The organism is Pseudomonas sp. NPDC012596 (assembly GCF_042902325.1).
GTDB lineage: Bacteria > Pseudomonadota > Gammaproteobacteria > Pseudomonadales > Pseudomonadaceae > Aquipseudomonas.
Window position 1 is genome coordinate 91,991 of record NZ_JBIBEB010000011.1, and the last position, 25,668, is coordinate 117,658.

General features: G+C 62.4%; 24 protein-coding genes, 1 tRNA gene and 1 pseudogene. 13 read left to right on the plus strand and 13 right to left on the minus strand.

Annotated elements, in window-relative coordinates:
• The 4 genes and pseudogenes from ACFY68_RS15050 to ACFY68_RS15065 all read right to left on the minus strand — a co-directional run bounded on the left by ACFY68_RS15050 (position 1) and on the right by ACFY68_RS15065 (position 4,791).
• A complete protein-coding gene (locus ACFY68_RS15050; RefSeq protein ID WP_387528617.1) occupies positions 1–960 on the minus strand; it encodes a cation diffusion facilitator family transporter in 960 nt (319 codons plus the stop codon).
• Between the two features lie 330 nt (positions 961–1,290).
• A complete protein-coding gene (locus ACFY68_RS15055) occupies positions 1,291–2,046 on the minus strand; it encodes a methyl-accepting chemotaxis protein (protein ID WP_387528831.1) in 756 nt (251 codons plus the stop codon).
• A 102-nt stretch (positions 2,047–2,148) separates the two neighbouring features.
• Positions 2,149–3,357 (minus strand): annotated as a pseudogene (locus tag ACFY68_RS15060) (HAMP domain-containing protein); the annotation flags it as partial.
• 81 nt (positions 3,358–3,438) lie between these two features.
• Positions 3,439–4,791, minus strand: coding sequence for an APC family permease (locus ACFY68_RS15065; RefSeq protein WP_387528619.1), 1,353 nt, complete (start codon positions 4,789–4,791; stop codon positions 3,439–3,441).
• 550 nt (positions 4,792–5,341) lie between these two features.
• On the opposite strand from ACFY68_RS15065, the gene ACFY68_RS15070 reads away from it, so the two are divergent.
• Both ACFY68_RS15070 and nadA read left to right on the plus strand, forming a co-directional pair.
• Complete coding sequence (locus ACFY68_RS15070) at positions 5,342–6,850, plus strand: YdgA family protein (protein WP_387528622.1); 1,509 nt, start codon at positions 5,342–5,344, stop codon at positions 6,848–6,850.
• Positions 6,851–7,146: 296 nt separating this feature from the next.
• The gene (gene nadA / locus ACFY68_RS15075; protein WP_387528625.1) at positions 7,147–8,205 is read left to right on the plus strand and encodes a quinolinate synthase NadA; all 1,059 of its coding nucleotides are present in this window, start codon (positions 7,147–7,149) and stop codon (positions 8,203–8,205) included.
• A gap of 90 nt (positions 8,206–8,295) precedes the next feature.
• Here the strand turns inward: nadA and ACFY68_RS15080 are convergent, their stop codons facing one another.
• Positions 8,296–9,732: a M48 family metalloprotease gene (locus ACFY68_RS15080; RefSeq protein WP_346611718.1), complete on the minus strand. Its 1,437-nt coding sequence runs from the start codon at positions 9,730–9,732 to the stop codon at positions 8,296–8,298.
• Positions 9,733–9,852: 120 nt separating this feature from the next.
• On the opposite strand from ACFY68_RS15080, the gene ACFY68_RS15085 reads away from it, so the two are divergent.
• Positions 9,853–10,092, plus strand: a complete 240-nt coding sequence (locus tag ACFY68_RS15085) for a sulfurtransferase TusA family protein (RefSeq protein WP_012273752.1) — start codon at positions 9,853–9,855, stop codon at positions 10,090–10,092.
• A 19-nt stretch (positions 10,093–10,111) separates the two neighbouring features.
• The gene (locus ACFY68_RS15090; protein ID WP_346611717.1) at positions 10,112–11,182 is read left to right on the plus strand and encodes an AI-2E family transporter; all 1,071 of its coding nucleotides are present in this window, start codon (positions 10,112–10,114) and stop codon (positions 11,180–11,182) included.
• A 122-nt stretch (positions 11,183–11,304) separates the two neighbouring features.
• On the opposite strand, the gene ACFY68_RS15095 is transcribed toward ACFY68_RS15090, so the two are convergent.
• Together ACFY68_RS15095 and ACFY68_RS15100 are read right to left on the minus strand one after the other, a co-directional pair.
• Positions 11,305–11,778, minus strand: coding sequence for a peroxiredoxin (locus tag ACFY68_RS15095; RefSeq protein ID WP_346611716.1), 474 nt, complete (start codon positions 11,776–11,778; stop codon positions 11,305–11,307).
• An 11-nt stretch (positions 11,779–11,789) separates the two neighbouring features.
• A complete protein-coding gene (locus tag ACFY68_RS15100; protein WP_346611715.1) occupies positions 11,790–12,350 on the minus strand; it encodes a glycine cleavage system protein R in 561 nt (186 codons plus the stop codon).
• Positions 12,351–12,610: 260 nt separating this feature from the next.
• Here ACFY68_RS15100 and dapA point away from each other — a divergent pair, with 260 nt between their 5' ends.
• From dapA to ACFY68_RS15125, 5 genes are all read left to right on the plus strand, one after another.
• Positions 12,611–13,498 (plus strand): 4-hydroxy-tetrahydrodipicolinate synthase, encoded by an 888-nt coding sequence (gene dapA / locus ACFY68_RS15105; RefSeq protein WP_387528631.1) that lies wholly within the window; start codon positions 12,611–12,613, stop codon positions 13,496–13,498.
• A 15-nt stretch (positions 13,499–13,513) separates the two neighbouring features.
• Positions 13,514–14,632 carry an outer membrane protein assembly factor BamC gene (bamC, locus tag ACFY68_RS15110; RefSeq protein WP_346611713.1) on the plus strand — a complete coding sequence of 373 codons (1,119 nt, stop codon included), beginning with the start codon at positions 13,514–13,516 and terminating at the stop codon, positions 14,630–14,632.
• Entirely contained in the window at positions 14,633–15,391 is a 759-nt protein-coding gene (locus ACFY68_RS15115; protein WP_387528634.1) for an MBL fold metallo-hydrolase, read from the plus strand.
• 30 nt (positions 15,392–15,421) lie between these two features.
• Positions 15,422–16,132 (plus strand): phosphoribosylaminoimidazolesuccinocarboxamide synthase, encoded by a 711-nt coding sequence (gene purC / locus ACFY68_RS15120; RefSeq protein WP_012315794.1) that lies wholly within the window; start codon positions 15,422–15,424, stop codon positions 16,130–16,132.
• Positions 16,133–16,224: 92 nt separating this feature from the next.
• Positions 16,225–16,314: transfer RNA gene (locus ACFY68_RS15125), tRNA-Ser, on the plus strand.
• Between the two features lie 124 nt (positions 16,315–16,438).
• Here the strand turns inward: ACFY68_RS15125 and ACFY68_RS15130 are convergent.
• The 3 genes from ACFY68_RS15130 to ACFY68_RS15140 all read right to left on the minus strand — a co-directional run bounded on the left by ACFY68_RS15130 (position 16,439) and on the right by ACFY68_RS15140 (position 18,004).
• Positions 16,439–17,194: an outer membrane beta-barrel protein gene (locus ACFY68_RS15130; protein WP_387528834.1), complete on the minus strand. Its 756-nt coding sequence runs from the start codon at positions 17,192–17,194 to the stop codon at positions 16,439–16,441.
• A gap of 119 nt (positions 17,195–17,313) precedes the next feature.
• Positions 17,314–17,592 carry a DUF3077 domain-containing protein gene (locus ACFY68_RS15135; protein ID WP_346611710.1) on the minus strand — a complete coding sequence of 93 codons (279 nt, stop codon included), beginning with the start codon at positions 17,590–17,592 and terminating at the stop codon, positions 17,314–17,316.
• Between the two features lie 148 nt (positions 17,593–17,740).
• Positions 17,741–18,004: a hypothetical protein gene (locus tag ACFY68_RS15140; protein WP_387528638.1), complete on the minus strand. Its 264-nt coding sequence runs from the start codon at positions 18,002–18,004 to the stop codon at positions 17,741–17,743.
• A gap of 693 nt (positions 18,005–18,697) precedes the next feature.
• On the opposite strand from ACFY68_RS15140, the gene ACFY68_RS15145 reads away from it, so the two are divergent.
• The 4 genes from ACFY68_RS15145 (at position 18,698) to ACFY68_RS15160 (ending at position 24,013) form a co-directional block, all read left to right on the plus strand.
• Positions 18,698–19,555 (plus strand): SH3 domain-containing protein, encoded by an 858-nt coding sequence (locus tag ACFY68_RS15145; protein WP_346611708.1) that lies wholly within the window; start codon positions 18,698–18,700, stop codon positions 19,553–19,555.
• A gap of 8 nt (positions 19,556–19,563) precedes the next feature.
• Positions 19,564–21,441, plus strand: coding sequence for a hypothetical protein (locus tag ACFY68_RS15150; RefSeq protein WP_387528641.1), 1,878 nt, complete (start codon positions 19,564–19,566; stop codon positions 21,439–21,441).
• 10 nt (positions 21,442–21,451) lie between these two features.
• On the plus strand, positions 21,452–22,666 hold the full coding sequence (locus ACFY68_RS15155) for a hypothetical protein (RefSeq protein ID WP_387528643.1): 1,215 nt from the start codon (positions 21,452–21,454) through the stop codon (positions 22,664–22,666).
• 183 nt (positions 22,667–22,849) lie between these two features.
• Entirely contained in the window at positions 22,850–24,013 is a 1,164-nt protein-coding gene (locus tag ACFY68_RS15160; RefSeq protein WP_387528646.1) for an ATP-binding protein, read from the plus strand.
• A gap of 10 nt (positions 24,014–24,023) precedes the next feature.
• Here ACFY68_RS15160 and ACFY68_RS15165 read toward each other — a convergent pair whose 3' ends face one another.
• From ACFY68_RS15165 to ACFY68_RS15175, 3 genes are all read right to left on the minus strand, one after another.
• Entirely contained in the window at positions 24,024–24,641 is a 618-nt protein-coding gene (locus ACFY68_RS15165) for a LysE family transporter (protein WP_346611704.1), read from the minus strand.
• Between the two features lie 99 nt (positions 24,642–24,740).
• Entirely contained in the window at positions 24,741–25,085 is a 345-nt protein-coding gene (locus ACFY68_RS15170; RefSeq protein WP_346611703.1) for a hypothetical protein, read from the minus strand.
• A 132-nt stretch (positions 25,086–25,217) separates the two neighbouring features.
• Entirely contained in the window at positions 25,218–25,652 is a 435-nt protein-coding gene (locus tag ACFY68_RS15175; RefSeq protein WP_387528655.1) for a hypothetical protein, read from the minus strand.
• Between the last annotated feature and the right edge of the window lie 16 nt (positions 25,653–25,668).

Sequence of the window (25,668 nt, forward strand, 5' to 3'; positions counted from 1 at the left end):
TCACTGCGCCCAGGCCGGGTCGCCGGTGAAAACCACAGTGATCCAGCGGTCCGGGCCCTCGCCGCCGACCGCATCGCCAATTTCGTCGCGCAAGGCGTCCCAGTGCGCGATGGACCGCGCAGGCATATAGGCCGGCACGATGAAGTACAGCTCGATCTCCCGCGAGCGCCCAACCTTGGCCACGTAGGCCTTGTACGACTGCAGGCCGTGCTTGAGGACGAACTGCTGGGCGACGTTATCGACGTGCTGCTTGAGGTCGTTGGGGGTCACCAGGAAGATTTCCGACATGGCCTGGCGCACCACCGACAGCGGCAGCGGAATGATCACCAGGCACACCAGCGCCAGCACCGCTGGGTCGATGTACGGCGACACCCATTCCCACTGCGTACCCTGCACGGCAAAGCCGAAGCAGAAGGCGATCAGCAAGGCCGCGGTGATGCTGGCCGACATCACCCAGCCCTTGACGTCCATGCGCACGAAGTCCGAGTTCAACTTGCGGTTGGCGCGGGCCTCGACCACGGCGATGGTCGCGCAGGCGATCACGGTCAGTACCGCGTACACCATGGCAATCCCGAACTCCAGGTGGCGGCCGCCTTCGAGCACGCTGCTGACGGCGTTGATCAGGGCGTAGAGGGCAACGCCGCTGAGCAGGATGCCGTTGAGCGCGAGCACCATCGGCTCGAGGTGCCAGAAGCCCATGGTGAAGCGTTCACGCAGCTTGCGCGACAGTTGCAGGCTGGTGGCGTGCGAGGTGATCAGCTTGACCACCACCAGCGACAGGCCGCTCATGCTGGCATCGACCAGCGAGTAGACGCCGTCGAAGATGATCGAAAACGACCCGGAGGCCAGGCCGAAGGCGATGCCGATGGTGGCGATGAATAGAGTGACGGCGATCGAGGTGCGTAGCAGGCCCTGTTCGCTGGTGATGTCGAAGAAGGGTGATTTGTTTGGTCTATCCATGGGTAAAACTCTTTCTAAAGGTGGGGTGACTGTACTGGCCCTATCGCCGGCAAGCCGGCTCCCACAGGTACAACGCCGGCCTTGAAGGCTGTGGTTTCCTGCGGGAGATTACCCAGCCCTCCGGGCTGCGCTGTCGCGCAGAGAACAAAGCCCGCGAGCGCGCCGCATACCCTGTAGGAGCGGCTTCAGCCGCGAAGCAGGCGCTGCGGTGGATGGCACCGGCTTCGCCGGTGTTCGCGGCTGAAGCCGCTCCTACAGGATCCCCGGCAAATCAGTAAGTTAGCGTTTGTTCTATGAGAGCCGGCTTGCCGGCGATAGGGCCAGTGCAGACTAGACGCGAAACTGCTCCATCAATGCTTGCTGCTGATTGGCCAGCCGGTTCAGCGCCTGGCTGATCCGCGCCGACTCATCCGCCTGGCCCGACAGCGATTCTGTCACATCGCGAATGCCAGCCACGTTACGGTTCACTTCTTCAGCCACCGCGCTCTGTTCTTCGGCCGCCGAAGCGATCTGCAGGTTCATGTCGCTGATCACCGCCACCGCTTCTGCGATCCGCTGCAGCGCCGGCAGCGCCTGCTCCATGCGTGTTGCGCTGGCCTGTGCCTGGCGCTGGCCTTCATGCATGGCACCCACCACATCCTGGGTGCCTTGCTGCAGGCCTTCGATCACCTGCCGAATCTCTTCCACCGACACCTGGGTGCGCTGGGCCAGGCTGCGTACCTCGTCGGCGACCACGGCAAAACCGCGCCCGGCCTCACCTGCGCGGGCGGCTTCGATGGCGGCATTGAGTGCCAGCAGGTTGGTCTGCTCGGCAATCGCACGGATGACCTCGAGCACCGAACCGATCTGCTCGCTGCGGTTCTCCAAGGCGCGGGCCTCGTCCATGGCGGCATTCATCCCCACCGCCAGGTTGTCGATGGCCTGGCGGGTACTGGCGATCAACTGCAGGCCCTCACGGCTGGCCTGGTCGGCGCCCCGTGCGGCCTGGGCCGCTTGCGCCGCGTTATGGGCGACATCCTGGGCGGTAGCGCTCATCTCGTTGGCAGCCGTGGCAACCTGTTCGATCTCGCGCTGTTGCTGCTGCATGCCGTTGCTGGTCTGGCTGGCAATGGCTGCAGACTGGTCGGCGGTGCCGCGGGCTTCATGCAGCGAACCTTTGACCTGGGCGATCACCGGTTGCAGCTTGTCGAGGAAGCGGTTGAACCAGCCGCTCAGCTGGCCTAGTTCGTCCTGGCGGGCGTAGTCCAGGCGGCGGGTCAGGTCACCTTCGCCGCTGGCGATGTCTTCAAGGCGTGCGGCCACGGCCAGGATCGGCCGGGTTACCCCGCGCGCGGTCAGCCACACCAGCAGCAGGCCAACCACGGCAGCGCTCAGGCCGATCAGCAGGCTGGTCAGGTTGGCGCCCTGGTTGTGTTCGTCCAGGCGCTGGTTCAGGGCCGCGGCAGGCGCTTGCAGCACGGCCTCTGGCAGCTCCAGCAGCACCTGCCAGGGCGCCGCGCCGGGGATTGGCGCGAACGGGCGGCCGACACGCAGTAGGCCCTGCGCCACGTCGTTGGCCAGTGGCCTGGCCAGCTTGCTGGCATCGCGGCTGTGCCCGGCGAGCAGGCCGCTATTGCTGACGATGCTGACCTCGCCCTGGCCGTCGAACAGTTCCTGCCGGCCCTCCAGGCTCAGTTGCTGCAGGTTGTCCAGGCCGATATCCAGGCCGACCACGCCCACCACCTTGCCGTTTTCCAGCAGGGGCAGGGCGATGCTGGTCATCAGTACCTGGCGGCCATTGACCTCGTCGAGGTACGGCTCCAGCGCGCAGGCCTTGGCGGTTTCCTGCGGGCAGGTCAGCCAACGGTTCTGCGCCGCACCGTTGGCACCTACCGTGCTGTCAGCGAGCATCGACTCAGGCATCGCCTCGCGCTCCAGGGTGCCGGGGGAGGGTTGCGACCAGTACAGCGAGAAGCGCCCGCTGTCGTTGCTGCCCAGGGCTTGCTGGGCGACGAACTGGCTGTCCTGCTGGTCCAGCGCGTTGTGCTGAAACACCAGGTACAGGCCGATCACATCCGGGTTGCCGGCCAGGCTGGCGCGGGCCTGACGGGTCAGTTCGGCACGCAGGTCGTTGCCGCCTTGCGCCTTGAGCACCTGCACCAGGCGGGCAAAACCGTTGGCGTACTGGTAGGCGTCCATGAAGTAGCGCTGGATACGCAGTGCCTGGGTTTCGGCATGGGCCTGCAGACGCAGGCGCGCGCTGTGTTCGAGCATTTCGCTGTTGGCCTGGCTGACCAGGGCTGCACTGCGCTGCGCCTGGGCCAGCGAGGTGGCCACCAGCAGGGCGACGATGGCCAGCAGGCAGAGGCCGGCGAGCAGGGTGATCTTCCACTGGATGGAGAGGCGACGCAGCGGCATGTGGGCTTTTCCTTTTCGATCATGAACAACGCCCGCGTTCAGGCGCGGGCGTTGTCGGCAGCAAGGGTCATTCAGCGGTGGTCATTCAGCGACATACTTTGGTGGCGCGGCGGTGAAGGCTTTGGTCAGCCAGGCCAGGTACGCCAGGCCCAGCGCCGCCCAGATACCACCGAACATCAATGAATGCTCGTTCAGGTCAAGCCACAGCGAGACGATGATGCAAAAGCCGATGGTCGGCAGCACCAGGTACTTCAGCTTGTTCATCAGGCCCCGGCGATTCCCTTCACGCAGGTAGCAATGGTTGATCACCGACAGGTTGACGAAGCTGAACGCCACCAGTGCACCGAAGTTGATGATCGAGGTGGCGGTGACCAGGTCGAAGAAGATCGCCGACAGCGAAATCACCCCGACGACCGCAATGTTCATGACCGGGGTTTTGTAGCGCGGGTGCAGGCGGGCAAAGATGCCGGCCGGGATCACTTTGTCGCGGCCCATCACGTACAGCAGGCGCGAGACGCTGGTCTGCGAGGCCAGGCCCGACGCGATGGTGTTGATCACGGTGCAGGCGATGAAGACCGACTGGAACAGCTTGCCGCCCACATACAGGGCGATTTCCGGCAGGGCGGCTTCCTGGTCGTGGAAGCGCGACATGGTCGGGAAGTAAGCCTGGATGAAGTACGACACGGTGATGAACACCAGGCCGCCGATCAGCGCAGTGAGGAAGATCGCCCGCGGGATGGTCTTGCTCGGGTCGCGGGTTTCTTCCGACAGGCAGGTGACCGCGTCGAAGCCCAGGAACGAGAAGCACAGGATGGTCGCACCGGCGGCCAGGGCGCTCAGTTGGGTCTGGCCGTCGCCGAACGGTTGCAGGCTCCACGCCGTGCCCAGGCCTTCACCGTGGTCCAGGCCGCGCACGCACAGGTAGATGAACACGGCGATGATCGCCACCTGCACCGCCACGAACAGCAGGTTGAAGTGCGCGACCAGGTTGACGCTGCGCATGTTGATCAGGCTGATCAGCGTGACGAAGGCGGCTACCCAGATCCACGCCGGCACTTCGGGGAACATCGCCGACAGGTACAGTTTTGCCAGCAGGGCATTGACCATTGGCAGCAGCAGGTAATCGAGCAGCGACGACCAGCCGACCAGAAAGCCCACATGCGGGTTGATCGCGCGTTGGGTGTAGGTGTAGGCCGAGCCGGACTGCGGGAAGCGGCGCACCAGGGTGCCATAGCTCACTGCAGTGAACAGGATGCCGGCCAGCGCCAGCAGGTACGCGCTGGGCACGTGGCCTGCGGTAATCCCGGAAACGATGCCGAAGGTGTCGAACACGGTCATCGGCGTCAGGTAGGCGAGGCCGATGATGATCACGTGCCAGAGGCGCAGGGTTTTACGGAGTTGGCCGTTGCCGGTGGCGCTGTGATCAGGCTGCATGCTGGCATGGCTCCTGCTGAGCGTGAACGGCGGGCGAGGGGGTATGCGCATGCGACAAGGGCGAGCGGGTGGGCTCCATGTGTTCACCTGTATTTTATTGTTGGAGCAGAGATAGGCGCAGGCGATGCGCCGCTGTCGAGCTGGCAGAGCCGGGGCTAGGAAGGTGGAGCGTGCGGGCAGGGGCGGTGAGGCGTCATGTCGGCGCGTCTGTTCTTCTTCGTGGAGTGGCGCTGGGCAAGGTGGTGAAAATAAAAAACGATGGGTAGGTGGGTGTCAAGTTAAACATGACAAGATGTTACTAAATTGAAATATTTATCGATTTAAAGGCCGTTTTGTTCGCTTTATGCGCGGTTTTTTGCGATTTCGATGGATGTGAATGTTCGTAAAATTTTACGAATAGGGCGTTTCGTCTTGGCGTGTCGGATGCTTCCTAAATATGCGAATTCGCCTCGGTGGCGAGCACTTGGCCAAAGCCGTGGTGATACTATTTTGCACCCGCGCGGCCCGCTGGCTGCCCACCCTCCCATATGGACATCAATCGGTTCAATTCATGAAGAAATCAGTAGGCATCCTCTCCGGCCTGGCCATCGCCATCGCCGTCGTCACCACCGCTGGCGCCTGGTACACCGGCAAGCAACTGCCTGCGGAGCTGGAACACTCCGTCAGCCGTGCCAATGCCCAGCTGAAGAAGGCCCTGGTCGGTGTGGGTGGCAACATGACCATCGAAGTGGCCTCGCTGGAGCAGCACTTCTTCACCAGCACCGCGCACTACCGCGTCAAAGCCAGCGACATCCACTTGTCCGATGGCCAGACGGTCAACTTCGAGGTGGGCGTCACCGACCAGATCGAGCACGGCCCATTCCCCTGGTCGCGGGTCAAAGCGTTCAAGCTGATGCCGGTGCTGGCGGCCAGTAACAGTGCGCTGGACAAGGACGACTTCACCGCGCCGTGGTTCGCCGCAGCGGGCGACAAGGCCCCGATTACCTCGCAGACCAGCCTGGGCTTTGGCGGCAATGTCGATGGCAATATCCTGTTTGCGCCGGTCAAGCTGACCGAGGACAACGGCAGCACCCTTGATTTCTCGGGTATGCGCCTGGCGATAAGCGGCGACAACGAAGGCAAGGCGTCGAAATTTCAGGGTACTGCCGACCGCTTCGAGATGAAGCTGGTGGGCGACGATCACCCCCCGGCCACGTTCGAGTTGAAGGGCCTGGAAGTCGGCGGCAACCTGGCATCCACCCAGCACGACGCGATCTATGTCGGTAATGTGGATTTACGTTTGGCTGAAGCCAAGGTAACGCTCGGGCCCAAGCAGCAGGTGCTGCTGCTCAAAGGCTTGGAGCAAAACGCGCTGCAAACGCTGGACGGCCCCGACACCGTGGGCGGGCGCGTGGATTACAAGGTGGCGGACATCACCTGGGATGGGCGCGCGGTAGGCAGCGGGCAGATGGCGGTGAGTATCAAGTCGATCAACGCCCCGGCCTTGCAATCGCTGTCGCAGTGGTACCAGGCGCATATGCCGGAGTTTCAGCAGGCCGCCGCTGCCGGCCAGCCGTTGCCGCAAATCCAGATGGGTGAAGCGGAGAAGGCCAAGTTCCAGGGCGACCTCAAGCAACTGCTGGCGTCCAAGCCGCAGGTGGCGGTGGAGAACCTGTCGTTCAAGACTGCCAATGGCGAGAGCCGCTTCAACCTGTCGATGGACTTTGCCAGCCCGACGTCTTTCGACCTGCCGCCAGACCAGCTGAGCAAGCAGCTGATTACCCAGGTGAAGAGCAAGCTGTCGTTGTCCAAACCGATGATCGGTGACCTGGCGACCTTGCAGGCCCTGCTGGAAGGCCAGAGCGATGCCCAGGCGATTGCCATGCAGTCCAGCCAGGCCGGTGAGATGGTCGGCATGATGGCGCTGCAGAGCGGCATGGCCACGGTGCAGGGTGATGATGTGGTGTCGAGCTTGCACTATGCCGATGGTATGGTCGACTTCAACGGCAAGAAGATGACCGTCGAGGAGTTCGCCATGATCCTGGCTGCGCACTTTGCTGCGATGCAGCCGCAGGGCTGATTGATCGAGCCTGTACCGGCCTCATCGCCGGCAAGCCGGCTCCTACAGGTACAACACTGCCTTGAGAATGGTGTTGTACCTGTAGGAGCCGGCTTGCCGGCGATGAGGCCGATACAGGCCACATAAAAACCGCTTTAGAAATCCCTTGATTGTCTGTAGCCTTCGGCGTCCGATAATAATCCGCGCCCGCAGAGGGCCGTGGCGGCATGCCTGCCGTCCGGCACCCTTAGCCGATCTGCCAGGGCCGGGTGATACACTCGATTTGATGCGCACGCGCGCCTGCAGGTCCAGCGATCATGACCCAGATTTCCGAACGCCTGTTGGTACAGGCCCACCTCGACGCCAAGCAGCCCAACCCGCTGACAGCCGAGCAGGAGGCCGAATACCGTGCGGCCATCGCTGCCGAGCTGAAGGCGCAGAATGCCGTGCTGGTTGCCCACTACTACTGTGACCCGGTTATCCAGGCGCTGGCCGAAGAGACCGGCGGCTGCGTGTCCGACTCGCTGGAAATGGCCCGCTTCGGCAAGAACCACCCCGCCCAGACGGTAATCGTCGCCGGTGTGCGCTTCATGGGCGAAACCGCCAAGATCCTCACCCCCGAAAAGCGTGTGCTGATGCCGACACTGGAGGCCACCTGCTCGCTCGACCTGGGTTGCCCGGTCGAAGAGTTCTCGGCCTTCTGCGACCAACACCCCGAGCGCACCGTCGTGGTCTATGCCAACACCTCGGCGGCGGTCAAAGCCCGTGCCGACTGGGTGGTGACCTCCAGCTGCGCGCTGGAGATCGTCGAAAGCCTGATGGACAACGGCGAGACCATCATCTGGGGGCCGGACCAGCACCTGGGCCGTTATATCCAGAAGCAGACCGGTGCCGACATGCTGCTGTGGGACGGTGCCTGCATCGTCCACGAAGAGTTCAAGTCGCGCCAGTTGGCCGACATGAAAGCGCTGTACCCGGATGCCGCCATCCTGGTCCACCCCGAATCCCCGGAGTCGGTGATCGACCTGGCCGATGCGGTGGGCTCCACCAGCCAGCTGATCAAGGCCGCGCAGACGCTGCCGAACAAGACCTTCATTGTCGCCACCGACCGCGGCATCTTCTACAAGATGCAGCAGCTGTGCCCGGACAAGGAATTCGTCGAAGCCCCGACCGCCGGCAACGGCGCGGCGTGCCGCAGCTGTGCGCACTGCCCGTGGATGGCGATGAACACCCTGGAGCGGGTGCTGGATTGCCTGCGTAAAGGCACCAATGAAATCTTTGTCGACCCGGCGCTGGTGCCGAAGGCGATCAAGCCTTTGAACCGGATGCTGGACTTTACCCAGGCGGCTCGGCTGAAGTTGTCTGGTAACGCCTGACGTTGGTCCGCGCCGACGTCTTCGCGGGCAAGCCCGCTCCTACAGGTATCACGCGGGCCCTGTGGGAGCGGGCTTGCCCGCGAAGGGCCCTTAACGCCCCATCATTTCCCTGACCATCCGCTGCTGCTCGAGGATCTCGCGCTGGCGCTGGTCGATCTGTGACGCCAGCGGGAAGTTGCTGCCCGCGCGGCGCTTGGCGTAATCCAGCTGCTGGATCGCCTGGTCAAAATCCCCAACCAAGGTGAAGTACTCGGCTCGCGCCCGGTGCAGGCCAATGGTATTGCCCGACAGCCCCCGCACCTCGGCCATGTCGTACCACACGTCCGGGTCATCAGGCCGGCTCTTGAGCAGGTCGTTCAACACCTTTTCGGCCTCGGCGGGCTTGTTCTGCTTGACCAGCAAATCGGCGCGTACCTGTTTCAGCGGGTAGTTGCCCGGATACAAGCCCTGCATGCGCTCGGCCCGTTGCTGCGCGTCTGCCAGGCGGTTGTTGGTGATGTCCAGGTCGATCTGCGCCAGGTTGTAGGTGATGTCGTTGGGGGCCTTTGCCAGCAACGGCTTGAGGTTTTCGCGCGCTTCGTTCAGCTGGCCACCCTTGATCTGCGCCAGGGCCAGGCCGTAGCGAGCAGGGTCGAGTTTAGGGTCGTCATCGAGCTGGGTGCGAAAGCGTTTGGCGGCCAGGCCTGGCGTTTCTTCATAGGTAAGGGCCACGCGAGCGCGAATCAGCTGGTAGCGCTGGCTGTCCTCGACGCCGCCCTTGGGCGCCTGCTCGGCACGGTTGCGGGTGTCGGCAATACGTGATTCGGTCACCGGGTGAGTCAGCAGAAATTCCGGCGGCTTGGCGCCGTAGCGGTACTGCTGCGCCAGGCGTTCGAACATGGTGGGCATGTTGCGAGGGTCGTAACCGGCCTTTTCCAGGTTCTGGATGCCGATGCGGTCGGCCTCCTGTTCGTTCTGCCGCGAGAAGCGCCGCTGTTCCTGGATGGCCGCCGCCTGGGTGCCGGCAATCATCCCGATACCCGCATCGCCGGCGCCGCCGGCAGCCAGCACGATACCCGCGAGCAAAGCCGCCATCATCGGCAGCTGCATGCGTTGCTGGGCCTCGACGCCGCGGGCGAAGTGGCGTTGCGACAAGTGCGCCAGTTCGTGCGCCAGCACCGAGGCATACTCGCCTTCGGTGCGGGCATTGAGGAACAGCCCACCGTTTACCCCGACGATGCCGCCGGGGGCTGCGAAGGCGTTGAGTTCACGGCTGTCGATGAGGATGAATTCCAGGCGCCGGTCCTGCAGCTGGCTGGTTTCGGCCAACCGGTACACGGTGGTTTCGACGTAGTCCTTGAGCTGTGGGTCGTTCAACTGGTTGACCTGGCCGCGCAGCAGGCTGAGCCAGGCGCGCCCGAGCTGGTGCTCCTGTTGCGGCGAGACGATCGCAGAACTGGCGTCGCCCAGTGATGGCAGGTCGTCAGCATGGCCGGGGAGGGCCATCAGGCAGGCCAGCGTCAGCAGGGTAGGGCGCAGTAGATTCATGCACGAAGCTCGCGTCGGGTCAAAGCGCCTACTGTAGCCCGCTCGCACGTAGACGACCAGTGGCGGTATCCTAGCTGCCCTGTTACCAAAGACGTCTGCCCCACGCGTGGAGAACCCCTGATGAGTGACACCCTGACCTGCGACGCCGAACTCGACGCCAGCGGGCTGAACTGCCCGCTGCCGCTGCTCAAGGCGAAGATGGAACTCAACCGCCTGGCCAGTGGCGCGGTGCTCAAGGTGATCGCCACCGATGCCGGCTCCCAGCGCGACTTCCGCACTTTCGCCCAGCTGGCCGGTCATACGCTGCTGCAGGAAACGGCCGAGGCCGGCACCTATACCTACTGGCTGCGCAAGGCCTGAGTCCAACCAAGGATCGTCAATGTTCAAAGTGCTTCGCGACTGGATACACCGCTACTTCTCCGATGAGGAAGCCGTGGTGTTGGCGGTCCTGCTGTTCCTGGCCTTTACCGCGGTGCTTACCCTCGGCGGCATGCTCGCGCCGGTGCTGGCCGGTATGGTGCTGGCGTTCCTGATGCAGGGGCTGGTCAATGCCCTGGAGCGGATTCGCGTGCCGACGCGGCTGGCCGTGGTGCTGGTGTTCACCCTGTTCATGGGGGCGCTGGCGGTGTTCCTGCTGGTGCTGGTGCCGCTGCTCTGGCACCAGCTGATCACCCTGTTCAACGAACTGCCGGGCATGCTCGGCAAATGGCAGTCGTTGCTGTTGCTGCTGCCCGAGCGCTACCCGCACCTGGTGTCGGACGAGCAGGTGCTGCATGCCATCGAGTCGGTGCGTGGCGAAATCGGCAAGTTTGGCCAGTGGGCGCTGACCTTCTCGCTGTCGAGCCTGCCGCTGCTGGTGAGCGCCATGATCTACCTGGTGCTGGTGCCGATCCTGGTGTTCTTCTTCCTCAAGGACCGCGAGCTGATCGGCCGCTGGGTCAGCGGTTACCTGCCGCGCCAGCGCACGTTGCTCAACAGGGTAGGCAGCGAAATGAACCGGCAGATTGCCAACTACATCCGTGGCAAGGGCATCGAGATCCTGATCTGCGGGATTGCCACCTACATTGCCTTCATCAGCCTGGGGCTCAACTATGCCGCGCTGCTGGCTTTGCTGGTGGGGCTGTCGGTGGTGGTGCCGTATGTAGGGGCGGTGGTGGTGACCGTGCCGGTGACGCTGATCGCGCTGTTCCAGTGGGGCTGGGGTGACCAGTTCATCTACCTGATGACGGTGTACGCGATCATCCAGGCGCTGGATGGCAACGTGCTGGTGCCGCTGCTGTTCTCCGAGGCAGTGAGCCTGCATCCGGTGGCGATCATTTGCGCGGTGTTGCTGTTCGGTGGGTTGTGGGGCTTCTGGGGGATCTTCTTCGCCATCCCGCTGGCAACGCTGATCAAGGCGGTGCTGGATGCCTGGCCGCGGCAGGAGCCAAGTGTTTCACCGATTCTCTGAATGAAACCGGGGCCGCTTTGCGCCCCATCATCGGCAAGCCGGCTCCCACAACCGCGGTGCAACACCGAACAGTGTGGGAGCCGGCTTGCCGGCGATGGGGCGCAAAGCGGCCCCAGTCATTCTCAAGCCTTGTTCAGCGCCTGAGCGGCTGCCAGCACGGCATCCACATGCCCCGGCACTTTCACGCCACGCCATTCCTGGCGCAACACACCGTCCTTGTCGATCAGGAAGGTGCTGCGGTCTACGCCCATGTATTCCTTGCCATACAGCTTTTTCAGCTTGATCACATCGAACAGCTGGCACAGCGCCTCGTCCTTGTCGCTGATCAGCTCGAACGGGAAGCCCTGCTTGGCCTTGAAGTTCTCGTGCGACTTGAGGCCGTCACGCGACACGCCGAACACCACGGTGTTGGCCGCCGCAAAGGCCGCATGCTGGTCGCGGAAACCCTGGCCTTGGGTGGTGCAGCCTGGTGTGCTGTCCTTGGGGTAGAAGTACACCACCACCTGGCGGCCCTTGAGCTCGGCCAGGCTAACGGACTGGCCGCTGGTGGCCTGGGCCTGGAAGTCGGCGACGGGTTGGTCGAGTGCTACTGCCATGGGTGCATTCCTTACACAGGGTTCTGTGGGCGCCAAGGTTCGATCAGCGCGTCCAGGTTGAGGGCGTCGGCAAAGTCGAGGAACTGGTCGCGCAGCCAGCTGATCTGGGTGCCGGCCGGCAGGATCACGGTGAACTGGGCATTGAGCATGCTGCTGCCGGTTTGCGGCGCCAGGTAGGTATCGCAGGTCATGGCTTCGAGCTCGACACGGTGGTCAAGGAAGAACTGGCATAGCTCGTTGATGATGTCCGGGCGGTAGGCGGCGCTGACGTAGGCCACGTATGGCAGGGCCTGCGGGCGTACTTCCTGGTCGGCGCTGCGCACCACGTCCAGGGTCAGGCCGTGCTTCTTGCCAAGGCCCGGGAGGGTGGACTCGAAGCGGGCCAGGGCATCCCAGCTGCCGCCTACCTGCAATACCAGGGCGCTGGTCTCGCCATGGCGGCTCAGGCGCGAAGTGACGACCGCGCAGCGGTTTTCGAAGGCAGCGCGGCTGAGGACGTTGGCCAGCTCCATCGGGTTGGGGCCCAAGGCACTGATGACAAGGAATTGTTCGCGGACGGTGGGGGTGGACATGCAGCATTCCTAAAGCGATGAGCGGTCGGCACAGGACGGGCGAAAGCCTCCTGTCGGCAGGGCCCGGGGCTCGCATGCGAGGACGTGGACGCTGGCCGGGGAGCAAGGTCGACGGCCCGGCGGGCCGCGCTGCACCGATCAAAGGGGCAAGGGTAGCGAAATAAGGCGCCGAGGGGAATGCTCCGCCCGCCTGCTTCGCTTGTGCAAGGTCGATGCCCCCAGTACCATTACCGCTCTCTTTTTCCGGCAGGAGCAGTTACATGATTGCGGGCAGTATGGTGGCATTGGTCACACCCATGGATGCACAAGGGCGTCTTGATTGGGACAGCCTCGACAAACTTGTAGACTTCCACCTGGAAAATGGCACCCACGCGATCGTCGCTGTCGGCACCACCGGTGAGTCCGCCACGCTGGATGTCGAAGAGCACATCCTGGTCATCAAGCACGTCGTCGAGCGCGTCAAGCGCAGCAAGCGTAATGTGCCGGTAATCGCCGGTACCGGTGCAAACTCCACTGCCGAAGCCGTGCACCTGACTCAGAACGCCAAGAACGCTGGCGCCGACGCCTGCCTGCTGGTAGTGCCGTACTACAACAAGCCGACCCAAGAGGGCTTGTACCAGCACTTCAAGCACATCGCCGAAGCCGTCGACATCCCGCAGATCCTCTACAACGTACCCGGCCGCACCTCCTGCGACATGCAGGCCGAGACCGTGATCCGCCTGTCGAGCGTGCCGAACATCATCGGCATCAAGGAAGCCACCGGCGACCTGGTGCGGGCCAAGGCCATCCTCGATGGCGTCAGCAAAGACTTCATCGTGCTGTCTGGCGATGACCCGACTGCCGTCGAGCTGATCCTGATGGGCGGCAAAGGCAACATCTCCGTTACTGCCAACGTCGCCCCGCGCGAAATGGCCGACCTGTGCGAGGCCGCCCTTGAGGGCAATGCCGAGAAGGCCCGCGCAATCAACGAAACACTCATGCCGCTGCACAAAGACCTGTTCTGCGAAGCCAACCCGATCCCGGTTAAGTTCGCGCTCGTTGAAATGGGCCTGATGCACAAGGGTATTCGCCTGCCGCTGACCTGGCTGAGCGAAGGCTGTCACGAAAAAGTCCGTACTGCCTTGCGCCAGTCCGGCGTACTGGTTTAAGAGGAAGTACACCGCATGAAGCGACTGGCTGGTCTTTCCGCGCTCGCCCTGATCATTTCCAGCACCAGTGGGTGTGGCTGGCTGTGGGGCGAGGATGGCTATTTCCGCGACCGCGGCAGCGATTACCTGCAGGCGCACCCCACCGCGCCAATGCAGCTGCCGCAGGACGCCAGCAACGTCAAGCGCCTTGACCCGCTGCTGCCGATCCCACGTAACGTCGCCGACGACAACGCCAAGGGCGAGTTCGAAGTGCCGCGCCCGCAACCCCTGACCGGCGGTGCCGAAGTCAGCGACTTCAGCCTGCAGCGCAGCGGCAGCAGCCGTTGGGTGCTGGCCCAGCGTTCGCCGGCCGAAGTCTGGCCTGTGGCGCATCAGTTCTTCGAGGACAACGGCTTCCGCATCGTCGAAGAGCGCCCGCAAACCGGCGAATTCAGCACCAGCTGGCAGCGTTTCGACGAACTGTCGGCCTCGCTCGGCCAGCGCCTGGCGAGCACCGCCAGCAGCGGTGACAGCGAAGTGCGCGTACGTGTGCGCATGGAGCCTGGCGTGCAGCGCAACACCTCCGAGGTGTACATCGTCAGCGTCGAGCGCCCGGCCGGCAGCACCGCCGACACGGCGTTCCCGTCCACCTCCGCGAACACCGGCGCCGATGCGCTGCTGGTCGACGAAATGCTCGCCAGCATGAACCGCAGCGCCGAGAAGGGCGGTTCGGTCTCGCTGCTGGCCGCGCGCGATTTCGATGCGCCGAGCCGCGTCAGCCTGAGCGAAGACGGCAGCGGCAACCCGGTGCTGTTCCTCGGCTCCGACCTGGACCGTGCCTGGTCCGGCGTGGGCCGCGCTCTGGAGCAGGGCGGCGAATGGCGCGTCGAGGACATCAACCGCAGCTTGGGCCTGTACTACATCAACCTGTCGGAAAAACCTGACGACAAGCAGAACGAGCCTGGCTTCTTCAGCCGCATGTTCGGCAGTGCGCCGACCAAGGAAGAGCGTGAAGCCCGTGCCGAGCGTTATCAGGTGCGCCTGAGCAAGGTCGGCGAGAGCGTGCAGGTTACCGTCGAGAAAAACATCAACACCGTGGCCCCGGCCGATGTCGCTCGCCGCGTGCTGAGTGCCATTCAGGACCACCTGGGTTAAGTGCGCTTCGCGGTACTTGGAAGCGGCAGCCAGGGAAATGGCACGCTGATCGCCAGTGGTGACACGTACATCCTGGTCGATTGCGGGTTCTCCCTGCGTGAAACCGAGCGGCGCCTGGCGCTGCTCGGGGTGTCGGCGGCGCAACTGAGCGCGGTGCTGGTCACCCACGAACATGCCGACCACGTGCATGGGGTGGGCTTGCTGTCGCGGCGCTACAATGTACCGGTCTACCTCAGCCAAGGGACCTTGCGCGGCCTGCGCAAGCCGGTGGAGGTGGCCGGTTTTCTCGCCTGTGGCGACAGCCTGCGCATCGGTAGCCTGCAAGTGAGCGCGGCGCGGGTCGAGCACGATGCCTACGAGCCGCTGCAGTACGTCATCAGTGACGGCCGCCGGCGCTTTGGCATGCTCACCGACCTGGGCTCGTACGACGCGCTGCTGCTGGAACGCTACCAGGGCCTGGACGCACTGCTGATCGAGGCCAACCATTGCCGCGACCTGCTGGCGCGCGGGCACTACCCACGCTTTCTCAAGCAGCGGGTTGGTGGCATGCAAGGCCATTTGAACAACCACCAGGCTGCAACCCTGGTGAACGAGTTGGGCTGGAGCAACCTGCAGCACCTGGTGCTGGCCCACCTCAGTAGCAAGAACAACCTGCCACATCTGGCCCGCCAGTGCTTCGTCGACACCCTTGGGTGCGACCCGGACTGGCTCCAGCTGGCGAATCAGGAACACGGGCTCGACTGGCGCGAAATCGCCTAGCCCAACCACTCAAGCAAGCGGAGCCCAATCATGGAAAAACGCGAAGAACTCTACCGCGGCAAGGCCAAATCGGTTTACAAGACCGACGACGCCGACCGCTTGATCCTGCTGTTCCGTAACGACACCTCGGCGTTCGACGGCAAGCGCATCGAACAACTCGACCGCAAAGGCATGGTGAACAACAAGTTCAACGCCTTCATCATGCAGAAACTCGAAGAAGCCGGCGTGCCGACCCAGTTCGACAAGCTGCTGGGCGACAACGAGTGCCTGGTCAAGAAGCTGGACATGATCCCGGTCGAGTGCGTGGTGCGTAACTATGCCGCCGGCAGCCTGGTCAAGCGCCTGGGCGTGGAAGAGGGCATCAAGCTCGAGCCGTCCACCTTCGAGCTGTTCCTGAAGAACGACGAGAAGGGCGACCCGTTCATCAACGAATCGCACGTTGTCGCCTTCGGCTGGGGCACCGCCGAGCAGCTGGCAGAGATGAAGAAGCTGTCGCTGAAGGTCAACGAAGTGCTGAACAAGCTGTTTGATGACGCCGGCCTGCTGCTGGTCGACTTCAAGCTGGAGTTCGGCGTGTTCCACGGCCAAATCGTCCTTGGCGACGAGTTCAGCCCGGACGGCTGCCGCCTGTGGGACAAGGAAACCCGCAAGAAGATGGACAAGGACCGCTTCCGTCAGGGCCTGGGCGACGTGATCGAAGCCTACGAAGAAGTTGCCAAGCGCCTGGGCGTGCCGCTGTAAGCGGCCTGTTCACGCAAGCGCCTGATACCACGCGTTTTTTTTGAAAATAAAGGTTTGCGTTTTCAGAATTCGCTGGTATGATGCGCGGCATTGGAGAGATGCCGGAGTGGTCGAACGGGACGGATTCGAAATCCGTTGTACTGGCAACAGTACCTAGGGTTCAAATCCCTATCTCTCCGCCATACATGATGAAGCCCCTGGAAGCGAAAGTTTCCAGGGGCTTTTTCGTTTTGGCGACAGTCCAGGCCGCGTGATGCGGCGGGGCCCTATGCAGGCCACCGCCAACTGCGCGGCGTGCAGGCCCGCTTAGAACGCCAGGCCCAGCTTCACGCCAAACTCGTCACGCTTGAGCTTGGTGTTGTCGGCAACAGGCGAGTCCCCATCGAGCTTGTACTCGGTGCGGGTGTAGTAAACGCCCGCCTGGATCGGCATGCCGCCCTGTTGGTTCATCAGCAGCGTGACTTCTGCGTAGGGGTTGGTGCGGTCTTTCATATCGACACTGTCGCTGCCGAAGTCGTCGACCTTCAGGCGTGCGCGGCCATCGATGGTGTGGCGGGCACCGACTTCCACCCGCAGGGTCGACGCATCGAATTGGTGGTTGTACCCAAGTGCTGCCTTGGCGAACGGCGACTTGTAGGTCAGCCTGGTATCCAGGTCGTTGATCTCGGGCTCGAAGCGGGTCCAGCTATAGCCACCGCCGACGATGATGTCTACGAAGTTGCGTGCATCCAGCGCGGCACGCCAGCCCAGGTCGAGGTCAGCCTGGGCTTCTTTGAGTTTGTTGTCGTTCTTCTTGGCGTACTTGGCTTCGGCGCCTACCTGGTAAACGAAACCGGATTCAGCGGTCATCTTGTTACCGAAGTTGGCGAACACGCCGCCTTGGCCCAAATGCTCCTTGTCGGAGTCGCTGCCGCCTTCGAACTTGAAGTTGTCGTAGGAGCCCAGGAGGCCGAAGGTGAACAGGGGATCGGTGCTCGGGGCGGCCATGGCTGCCAAGGGAGAACCGAGCAGGGCTAGAGCGCAGGCGTGACGCAACATTTTTGCAGTGAACATTCGCGAAATGTCTCCATGACATGTACAAGAAAAGGTCAACGGCGGTTTCGAGACGCCTTTTTTCGCGAAAGTTCATAAAAATTATGGCCTTGCAAAGTTGGGGCTGCCTGCTGCCCATGGCTTGCTGACTAATGGGGTTTAGTCGTCATCCCCAGCTCTGCATCATCCAGCAGCGCCTTGGCCATTGCGCTTAAGTAGTGTGCAGCCCAGATCAGCTTCTCATCTCTCTCCATCACGCCGGTCAAGGTCATGTCTCGCACATAGCCCATGAGTTCAGATGCCTGTTCGCGGGCGGCTTGGCAGGGAATGCCGGGTTCGATGCGGAACAGGGGTTGGGTCTGGCCTTCTGCCTGGTAGAAGCGGGTTTTGCCAACTGTGGTGTGGCGCTGGGTGTCATCTGTGGTCATTGTTTTTTCTCCCGGATTTTCTGTTGCCTGGGCCGGCCTCTTCGCGGGGCAAGCCCGCTCCCACAGGTTGCGGGGGTGGCGCCGCAGGACCTGTGGGAGCGGGCTTGCCCCGCGAAGAGGCCGGCATGAGCAGCCCATCATCTGAGCCTTAGTGCAACGATCTAGGTTCAGCCGGCAACTGCACTTGGCGCTGCAGCTGCGTCAGCGCCGATTCCACCAGTGCATGGGCAACTTCCATTTCATGGATGACCGCCTGCATCACGATCGAGCTGGGGGAGGTGGGTTTCAGTTGCACCGATTGGCGGGCGACGGACAAAGCACAGGTGACGTATTCCGAGGTCTGGACCAGGGTGTCCTGCAGCATGTACGAGGAATCGAGGGAGTAGGGTGGATCGGGGACTATTTTGCGCATGATAGCTCCTGGGTAAGTGGAGCCGCCTGGCAACGCTGTCAAACGAATGGAGGCAGCTGTACATGGATTGACAGACCGGTTACCCAAGAACCCGGCGCACACGAATGTGCCCCATGCACAGCTGCCATGAAGCGCTGCAACGGAAACTTGAATAGTCAGCCTGTCAAAGCCGGTCGTTGATTTGGCAACGACGGACCGAGCCTAGGCCGCAATCTTTCCAGTCGCAATGGTTTGGCAGCGGCAGCAGTATGATTCGGAAATGGACTACAAGGAATGGGAAAAATCTGAGTTAAAAATGTAGGACGCGCTACCACTTCCCCCTTCCAAATCCAATTTTTTGCCTTGTATTGCCGATGTAACCTTGCGTTACAATGCGGCGGCAAAACGCCACTCTCGTCCAGGCCCCGCCGTAATGAATACGCGCGCTGGACGATGACCCTTTTCTGACATGGATTGGTTGGATGCTCCCCGTCGTACTGGCTTCGCTCAACGCCCTCGGCTTGCAGGGTGAAACCCTGTTCAACGCCCAGCCGTTGAACCCGGCCAGTGCCGCCATCCTCTTGATGCCCCTCAAACAGCCTCGACCTCTGCGGCCTGCCATCGGCTGCGGCGCGCGTGCGCCTGTCGATCCTTTACACACAAACCAGGCCTCTGCCTTGAGCAGAGTGACCCACCGGAAATGGAGTGCTCCACTTGCGTAAGAAATTCGTCGCATCCCTCTTGGCGGTCGCCATCGCCACGACCACCGCCTGTGCACAGCTCGGGATCAGCAAAGAGCAAGCGGGCACCGTGATCGGTGGCCTGGCCGGTGTAGCCATCGGCTCGACCATGGGCAGTGGCAACGGCAAGATCGCCGCAGCACTGATCGCCGGCGGTATCGGCGCCTACGTCGGCAACCGCATCGGCCACATGCTCGATGAAAAGGACCAGCAGGCGCTGGCGCTGCGCACCCAGGAAGTGCTGAGCCAGCCGACCACCGCCAGCGCCCAGCCGGTGACCTGGAAGTCCGATCACTCCGGTGCCACGGCGCAGATCACCCCGGGCAAGGAATACACCCAGACCAAGAAGGTCGAGGTGAAACGTGCGCCGAAGATTCAGGCGGTGCCATCGATGAAGCTGATCAACGAGCCTTACGTCACCATCAGCGACAACCTGAACGTGCGCGCCGCACCCAACGCCAGTGGCGAAAAAGTCGGCAGCCTGAAGAGCCACACCGAGTTCACCGCCGTGGGCTCCACCGGTGACTGGATTCTGGTGGGCCGCAAGGGCGTGACGGTTGGCTACGTGCACAAGAACTACGTCGAGCCCAAGGCTCAGGCCATCGCCAAGCGCGCCGCTCCGGCCATCAACCTGGACGACCTGGATGTTGCCGCGAACAAGGAAACCCAAGGCTTCGACCTTGATTCGATCCAGTCGCTGCCGACCGAGACAGTTGCCGCCGAGGCCGCTTGCCGGCCGGTCACCGTCAGCTTGAAGTCGAAAACCGGCCAGACCGAGCAGGAGCAGAACACCTTCTGCAAACAAGCCAACGGCACCTGGGAACTGATCTGAGGAACTCCATGAAAAAGCACGCGCTCGCGCTGGCAGTGTTCGGCGCTTGCGGTCTGGTACCGCAGGCGTTCGCTCACGAGCTGGCCTTCTCGAAGAAAGAAAACATCAAGGTCGAAGTGCCCGGGGATGCCACCACCTGGTGCAAACCCGAGGTTGAGCTGACCATCACGCGTCCGGTGTGGGACAACCAGGATTTGCTGTCCGGCCTGCTGACCAAGCTGCCGTTCGTGTTCGCCAAGGACTGCTCGACGGCCAAGGTGAGCTGGAAGGCAGTTGACGCCAAAGGTGCCCTCTACGCCAGCGGTTCAGGCAATGCCTCCAACCTTGGCCTGGTGACCCTGGCTGCCGCGCCTGTCGCGCCGGAACCTGCACCTGCACCTGCTGCACCTGCTGTGGCGCCAGCACCTGCTGCCGCGGCACCGGTACCGGCCCCTGATCCCGCCCCGGCTGTCGCAGAAGCCGCGCCCGCGAAAGTAGAGGCTGCTCCTGCTCCTGCTCCGGCCCCAGCTCCAGCTCCAGCCCCAGCCGTCGTCGCAGAGCCCGCGCCAGCCCCCGTTGCCCAAGCCCCCGCAGCAGCGCCTGCCGCCCCGGCTACCCCTGCACCCAACGCAGCAGTAGCCGCTGCTCCCACATCCGACTACGGCCGCGCTGTTGTCCTGCAGAACCAGAACCTCATGCAGATAACCGACGGCACCGGCTGCAAATGGGTGCTCAGCACCGCGACCATCAGCGATGGCGACACCCTGTCGTTCGGCACCACCCCGGCCATGCCGTGCCCGGCGTCCGGTTTCGGCGAAGGCAGCTTCGAGAAAATCAGCTGGAAGGCGGTCGGTACCTACCGTGGCGATAACTGGAGCCGCGTCTACGTTCACCCGAGCGCGCTGATTTTCACCAAGGACCTGGAGGCCGCGGTAAAGGACAAGGCGGTTGCCTACCTCACCCCGCAAGCCGACCAGGCGGCGTTCCTGGTCGGGGAAATCCCGAGCCGGAAGATGAAGGTGTACCTGACGTTCACGCGCTCCAGCTATGGCGTGCTCAGGCCGTTCGGCAACGACCCGTACTATGTGGCGGTAACGCCCGACGAGTCGTTCGCGCTGGACGCGGCGCAGTACAAGGAAACCGCGCTGGAGATTTTCAACCTGATCAAGACCGCCTCGCCGACCACGACTGATGTGAACAACCTGTTCATCGTCAAAGACCTGTCGGCAATTGCCAACAACGTCTGGGGCAATGACGCGCTGAAGATCACCCGCAACCGCATCGGCATCAATCGCCAAGGCCTGTTCTTCGATGTGCGCGATGGCGCCAACTGGGCGGCCCAGCGTGAGCAGCAGCGGGTGCGCGAGGCGCGTCGGCGCCAGCAGGAACTGGCCCGGGTGCACACGCATGTGCTGGAGCGTTACCAGCAACTGCAAGAGGGCATGAGCGAGTTCAAGGGCCGCGAAACCGAAGCCCTGGCGCAGATGGCCGGTATCAAGGTGCGCTTCGGCTCGCCGCTGGCGCTGCAGGACCCGTCGTCGTCGGCCAGCGTCACGCCGATGATGGTGCATGTCACCGGCAAGAAAGGCGACTTCTACACCATCGACTTCCCAAGCAAGGGCCGCCTCGTAGCGGATGAGGAATACAGCGAAGGCTGGTACGTCACCCAGGTGGCCAACGCCACCCCGTACTTCCCGCTGGAAGACGGCCGCGCGGTCGTCACCTACCGCGCCTACAGCGCCGGTGAGCCGGAGGCCTGCAAGCAGGACCACTGTGCTGACCGCGTGTCGTTCGGCGCTGTGCTGGCCAAGGAATTCCCCGACGCGGCCATCGACTTCAGCTGGACCCCCGAGGTCTCCCAACAGTTCGTGAACGACTGGAACAACGCTTCCGCTCAGGTCCAGTGAGGCATACACCATGATCAAACAGATGAACAAAAAGCAGCTGCTGATAGGCGGTGTTGCCGCTGCAGTGCTGGTGCTCGGCGGCGGCTTCGCGATGGTTTCAAGCGCTGGCAAGAAGGCCGCGCTGAGCTATTACGATGAGTTCAAGGAGCGCTACTTCCTCGAGGACGTGCTGTCCGAAGGTGAGGTCTCGTACTCGGCCTTCTCCGGCAACCTGACCGTGGCCGACCCCGAGATCCGCATGGCCACCGCGCAGACCAACGGGGCGATGAATTTCCTGCGCAGCCTCATGGGCTCATTCGACCCCAGTGGTGCTGGTTCCAGCGAAACGGGCCTGGCGAGTTGGGCCAAGTACCAGCTCGATGCGGTTTCCGGCCGCAATGTCGCGGGTGTCTACCTGAAAGCCGATGCCCTGAAAGTTGCCCGCGATGGCGACAGCAAGGCGGGAGAGATCCACATCCAGTTGCTCGGCCTGCAGATGGGCAACCCGTTCATTTCCCACAAGGGTGCTGAAGTGGTGCTGGTCTCTGACGTGAACGACGAGATCCAGCCGCGCGCTGAATTGTCGGCAAACGGTCGCGCCACCCAGTCGGACTTCTCCTGGGGCACCAACCTGGCTGTGCGCCAGCCGGTCACCGGTGCGTTCCTGGTCAACAGCACCGGCACCTTTGGCACCCAGGTCGACGTGGATTTCATCCTCAAGCGCTCCAGCGATGGTGAAGGCTCGATGAAGTTCGTGGTCACCCACCGCAATGACGGCTCCAAGGTCGGCGAGATCGTGCGCAAGGCCGACTTCGCCTCGCTGCCGGAACTCGACGATGTGGAAGACGGGCTGAAGAACGCGCTGAGCGGCTTCATCCTGGGTGCATATCAGCCATACGCCGGTCAGGCGGCGCTGACCGAGGCTGTCAGCAGCTTCGCGCGGGTGGCCAAGGTCGAGAATTACTCGGTCACCTACAGCGGCTTCAAACCGCTGCAAGAAGCCTACGGCAGCTACCAGGAAGCCACACCCAAGGCCAAGTTCGAGGCCTTCTGCGAAGAGGTCGGGCTGTCACAGTGGTCCAGCGACTTTGGCGCCAAAGGCAAAAACCACAGCGACTCGGAATGCGCCATCAGCCGCAAGCTGGTGGAGGAAGGCAGTTTCGAGGAGGAGTACAAGTTCAAGGAAGGCAAGAGCCTGTTTGCAGCGCTTTTCGTGAGCAGGGCGTACGAACTGGAAAGCAATTGAGCCGGTGACGGTGCCAATCGCGTAAACCGAAAGGGTGGCTCAGGCCACCCTTTTTGCTGTGGCGGTCAGCAGGTGACAACTTAGTACTGGTCCGCAATACAAATCCTACCGAAAGCTAACAATAGATAGCGGAAACAGGTAGTTTTTGATATCTATTGGTATAACTCGTTTAGGAGGTGCCCCATGGACCCTTACCGCAACCCATTCGCACCTGGCGCAGGCAGCAGGCCCCCGGAACTGGCAGGGCGCGATGTGGTGCTGGATCATGCTCGAATAGCCTGTGGTAGAGCGGTCAATGGTCGCAGCGCCAGGTCCATGATGCTGCTCGGTTTGAGAGGCACCGGGAAAACGGTATTGCTGAACGAAGTCGGGAAGATTGCCGAGGACGAAGGCTTGCTGGTTTCAAAAGTCGAATCTCCGGAAGAAGAAAGCTTGGCCCGGTTGCTCTACCCCGAAATGCGCAAGGTCATGCGCTCGCTCTCAACCGTAGAAGCCGCCAAACAGATCGCTAATCGTGGACTCAAAGGGCTGCGGGGCTTCGCGTCCATCTTCAAGATTGATATTGCCGGAGTGGAAGTTGGCGTGGAGCCGGAGCCCGGGTTGGCCGACAGTGGCAACCTTCAGTACGACTTGCCAGACCTTTTCAACGTTATTGGTCGGGCAGCAAAGGCCGCAGGCAAAGGCTGGATTTTGCTGATTGATGAAGTGCAGTACCTGTCTGAAGCTGATTTACGGGCATTGATCGTCTCGATGCACCGCATGTCTCAGGAAGGTTTGCCGATACTGCTTGTTGGGGCAGGCTTGCCTCAGGTGGCGCGTCTTGCAGGGGAGGCGAAGTCTTATGCGGAACGACTTTTCCTCTATCCCGAAATCAATGCACTGGATGCGGAGGCCGCTGCTCAGGCAGTCCTGAAGCCGATCCTGGAAGAAGAGGCGTCCATTGCACAAGCCGCCCTTCAAGAGATTGTCGTACGTACGAAGGGGTATCCTTTCTTCCTGCAAGAGTGGGCATCTACGGCGTGGAACTGTGCTGAAGGGCCGGAAATATCGTTGGATGATGTGGTGAAGTCCTATTCAGAAACGCTGGCCTTGCTTGACGCGGGGTTCTTCAGGGTGCGTTTCGACCAGTTGACGCCAAGCGAAGTGCTTTTCGTTAAAGCGATGTCGCAGCTTGGTGATGGCCCCTATGCGGTGAGTGATGTCGCGAAGGCGCTGGGGCGCCCACAATCATCATTAGGGCCGACAAGGGCCAAGGTTATCTCTAAGGGGATGGCCTACAGTACAGATCATGGCTTTCTGGATTTTACCGTGCCGCTTTTTGCCGAGTACATGCGGCGGCAAGGTTAGGCTTCAATCCTCAGCGCATCGCCGCCAGCTTGATCCCAAACCCCACCAGGCAAGCCCCCGCCAGCCGCTCGAACAGGTTGGCAATGCGCGGGTTGGCGCGCATGCGCTCGGCCAGTTGGTGGGTTAGCACCACGGCAATCAGCCCATACAGGAACGTCACCACCGCCACGGTCGCTGCCAGGAAGCCGAAAGTCACCAACCCTTGGTGCTTCACCGGGTCGACGAACAGGGGGAAAAATGCCATGTAGAACATGATCGCCTTGGGGTTGAGCAAGGTGATCATCGTGGTCTGGCGCAGGTAGTGGCCATTGTCCATGCGGCTGGCGCGCGGGGCGCCGCCAGGCTTGCTCAGCAGCATGCGCATGCCCAGGTAGGCCAGGTACGCCGCACCGGCCCACTGCACCACGTGGAAAGCAGCGGGGTAGGCGGCCAGCAGGGTCGCGACGCCCGCCACCGCCAGCCACAGCAACACTTGGTCTCCCAGAATCACCCCGCAGGTCGCCGCCATGCCTGCCTTGATACCGCCCTTGCCGGTGGCGGTGATCAGGGCGAAGTTGCCTGGGCCGGGGATGGCCAGGACGATGATGAAGGCGATGACGAACGCGCCGTAGTCGGTGACGCCGAGCATGGGGAACTCCTGTAGGGCAGTGCAAAGGCAGAACCGTAGACTATCGTTGGCTGCGGCCTGCTTTACAACTGCCCTGTGGCAGGTTTCAAACTTGGTGGATCAGGGTTTTACTTCGCGGGTGAGTTTCGATGTCCATGGGCACCAGTGGCAGCCAGGCAGGAATGCACCGCAGGCTTCGTCGAGATGGTCTTCTACGTATTGGGTGCCGGCATCGCACACTTCGATCGCCACGTCGAAGAAGTTGATCGAATCCGGGTCCAGATGAAAGCTCCAGTTCGGGTTGTAGGGCTGCTCGCGTTTTATGATCCGGCCATGGACATGAACTTCGTTGATTTCCTCGCCCGAGAGGATTTTGCGGGCGTGGGCGATACGCTGTTCATTGGTCAGCTTGAAGATGAACTCTCGCGGCGTATCAACGGTGGTGAGGGCGAAATAGGCTTCCATGCAGTTGCTCCTGAGTCGGTTGGGAATCGGCTGTAGCGCTCTCAGGTATAGATGCAAGGCGTGGCAAGGCAACGTTGCTGCGTAGACCCCGTCACGGTTTGGGCGCCACGCAAGCCTGCGCTGTGAAGTGCTTCACGCGGGCGGCACTTCCGTCAGCTCCTGCAGAATCTGACCAAGGTCGAGTTCGATGGCCAAGGCGATGAAACTTACGCTGTCACGCTCACCCACGGGGAACACCGTCGCCTGGCTATCGGCTGGCAACATCACGTGCTCCCCACACTTCACGTGATGTGTCGAACCGTCGGCCATCTCGATTTTCAAGCCGCCGGAAGTCGCAAACAACAGAAGATCGCTGACCGGGTTCAGTTGGCCTGCAGTGCGCAGATGGCGATACTCGACGATCCAGCCGTCGCTCAAGAAGCTCTTGCTCAAGTCGTAGCTGAGCGAGCACTCCAGAGACAAACCACTCAGTGCACCAAACACCTGATCACGCGGCAGGCCATGCGGTATGAGGCGTGCAAACTGGCTCAAACTTGAAAGTGTCAGCGTCTTGCGTACTCCGCTCATGGCGAGTTCCCTATCG

What these genes read in the sequence shown, in the direction of transcription:
- ACFY68_RS15050 (WP_387528617.1), bottom strand. Translation starts at nt 960, where the DNA reads ATGGATAGACCAAACAAATCACCCTTCTTCGACATCACCAGCGAACAG.
- ACFY68_RS15055 (WP_387528831.1), bottom strand. Translation starts at nt 2,046, where the DNA reads ATGCAGCAGCAACAGCGCGAGATCGAACAGGTTGCCACGGCTGCCAAC.
- ACFY68_RS15065 (WP_387528619.1), bottom strand. Translation starts at nt 4,791, where the DNA reads ATGCAGCCTGATCACAGCGCCACCGGCAACGGCCAACTCCGTAAAACC.
- ACFY68_RS15070 (WP_387528622.1), top strand. Translation starts at nt 5,342, where the DNA reads ATGAAGAAATCAGTAGGCATCCTCTCCGGCCTGGCCATCGCCATCGCC.
- nadA (WP_387528625.1), top strand. Translation starts at nt 7,147, where the DNA reads ATGACCCAGATTTCCGAACGCCTGTTGGTACAGGCCCACCTCGACGCC.
- ACFY68_RS15080 (WP_346611718.1), bottom strand. Translation starts at nt 9,732, where the DNA reads ATGAATCTACTGCGCCCTACCCTGCTGACGCTGGCCTGCCTGATGGCC.
- ACFY68_RS15085 (WP_012273752.1), top strand. Translation starts at nt 9,853, where the DNA reads ATGAGTGACACCCTGACCTGCGACGCCGAACTCGACGCCAGCGGGCTG.
- ACFY68_RS15090 (WP_346611717.1), top strand. Translation starts at nt 10,112, where the DNA reads ATGTTCAAAGTGCTTCGCGACTGGATACACCGCTACTTCTCCGATGAG.
- ACFY68_RS15095 (WP_346611716.1), bottom strand. Translation starts at nt 11,778, where the DNA reads ATGGCAGTAGCACTCGACCAACCCGTCGCCGACTTCCAGGCCCAGGCC.
- ACFY68_RS15100 (WP_346611715.1), bottom strand. Translation starts at nt 12,350, where the DNA reads ATGTCCACCCCCACCGTCCGCGAACAATTCCTTGTCATCAGTGCCTTG.
- dapA (WP_387528631.1), top strand. Translation starts at nt 12,611, where the DNA reads ATGATTGCGGGCAGTATGGTGGCATTGGTCACACCCATGGATGCACAA.
- bamC (WP_346611713.1), top strand. Translation starts at nt 13,514, where the DNA reads ATGAAGCGACTGGCTGGTCTTTCCGCGCTCGCCCTGATCATTTCCAGC.
- purC (WP_012315794.1), top strand. Translation starts at nt 15,422, where the DNA reads ATGGAAAAACGCGAAGAACTCTACCGCGGCAAGGCCAAATCGGTTTAC.
- ACFY68_RS15135 (WP_346611710.1), bottom strand. Translation starts at nt 17,592, where the DNA reads ATGACCACAGATGACACCCAGCGCCACACCACAGTTGGCAAAACCCGC.
- ACFY68_RS15140 (WP_387528638.1), bottom strand. Translation starts at nt 18,004, where the DNA reads ATGCGCAAAATAGTCCCCGATCCACCCTACTCCCTCGATTCCTCGTAC.
- ACFY68_RS15150 (WP_387528641.1), top strand. Translation starts at nt 19,564, where the DNA reads ATGAAAAAGCACGCGCTCGCGCTGGCAGTGTTCGGCGCTTGCGGTCTG.
- ACFY68_RS15155 (WP_387528643.1), top strand. Translation starts at nt 21,452, where the DNA reads ATGATCAAACAGATGAACAAAAAGCAGCTGCTGATAGGCGGTGTTGCC.
- ACFY68_RS15160 (WP_387528646.1), top strand. Translation starts at nt 22,850, where the DNA reads ATGGACCCTTACCGCAACCCATTCGCACCTGGCGCAGGCAGCAGGCCC.
- ACFY68_RS15165 (WP_346611704.1), bottom strand. Translation starts at nt 24,641, where the DNA reads ATGCTCGGCGTCACCGACTACGGCGCGTTCGTCATCGCCTTCATCATC.
- ACFY68_RS15170 (WP_346611703.1), bottom strand. Translation starts at nt 25,085, where the DNA reads ATGGAAGCCTATTTCGCCCTCACCACCGTTGATACGCCGCGAGAGTTC.
- ACFY68_RS15175 (WP_387528655.1), bottom strand. Translation starts at nt 25,652, where the DNA reads ATGAGCGGAGTACGCAAGACGCTGACACTTTCAAGTTTGAGCCAGTTT.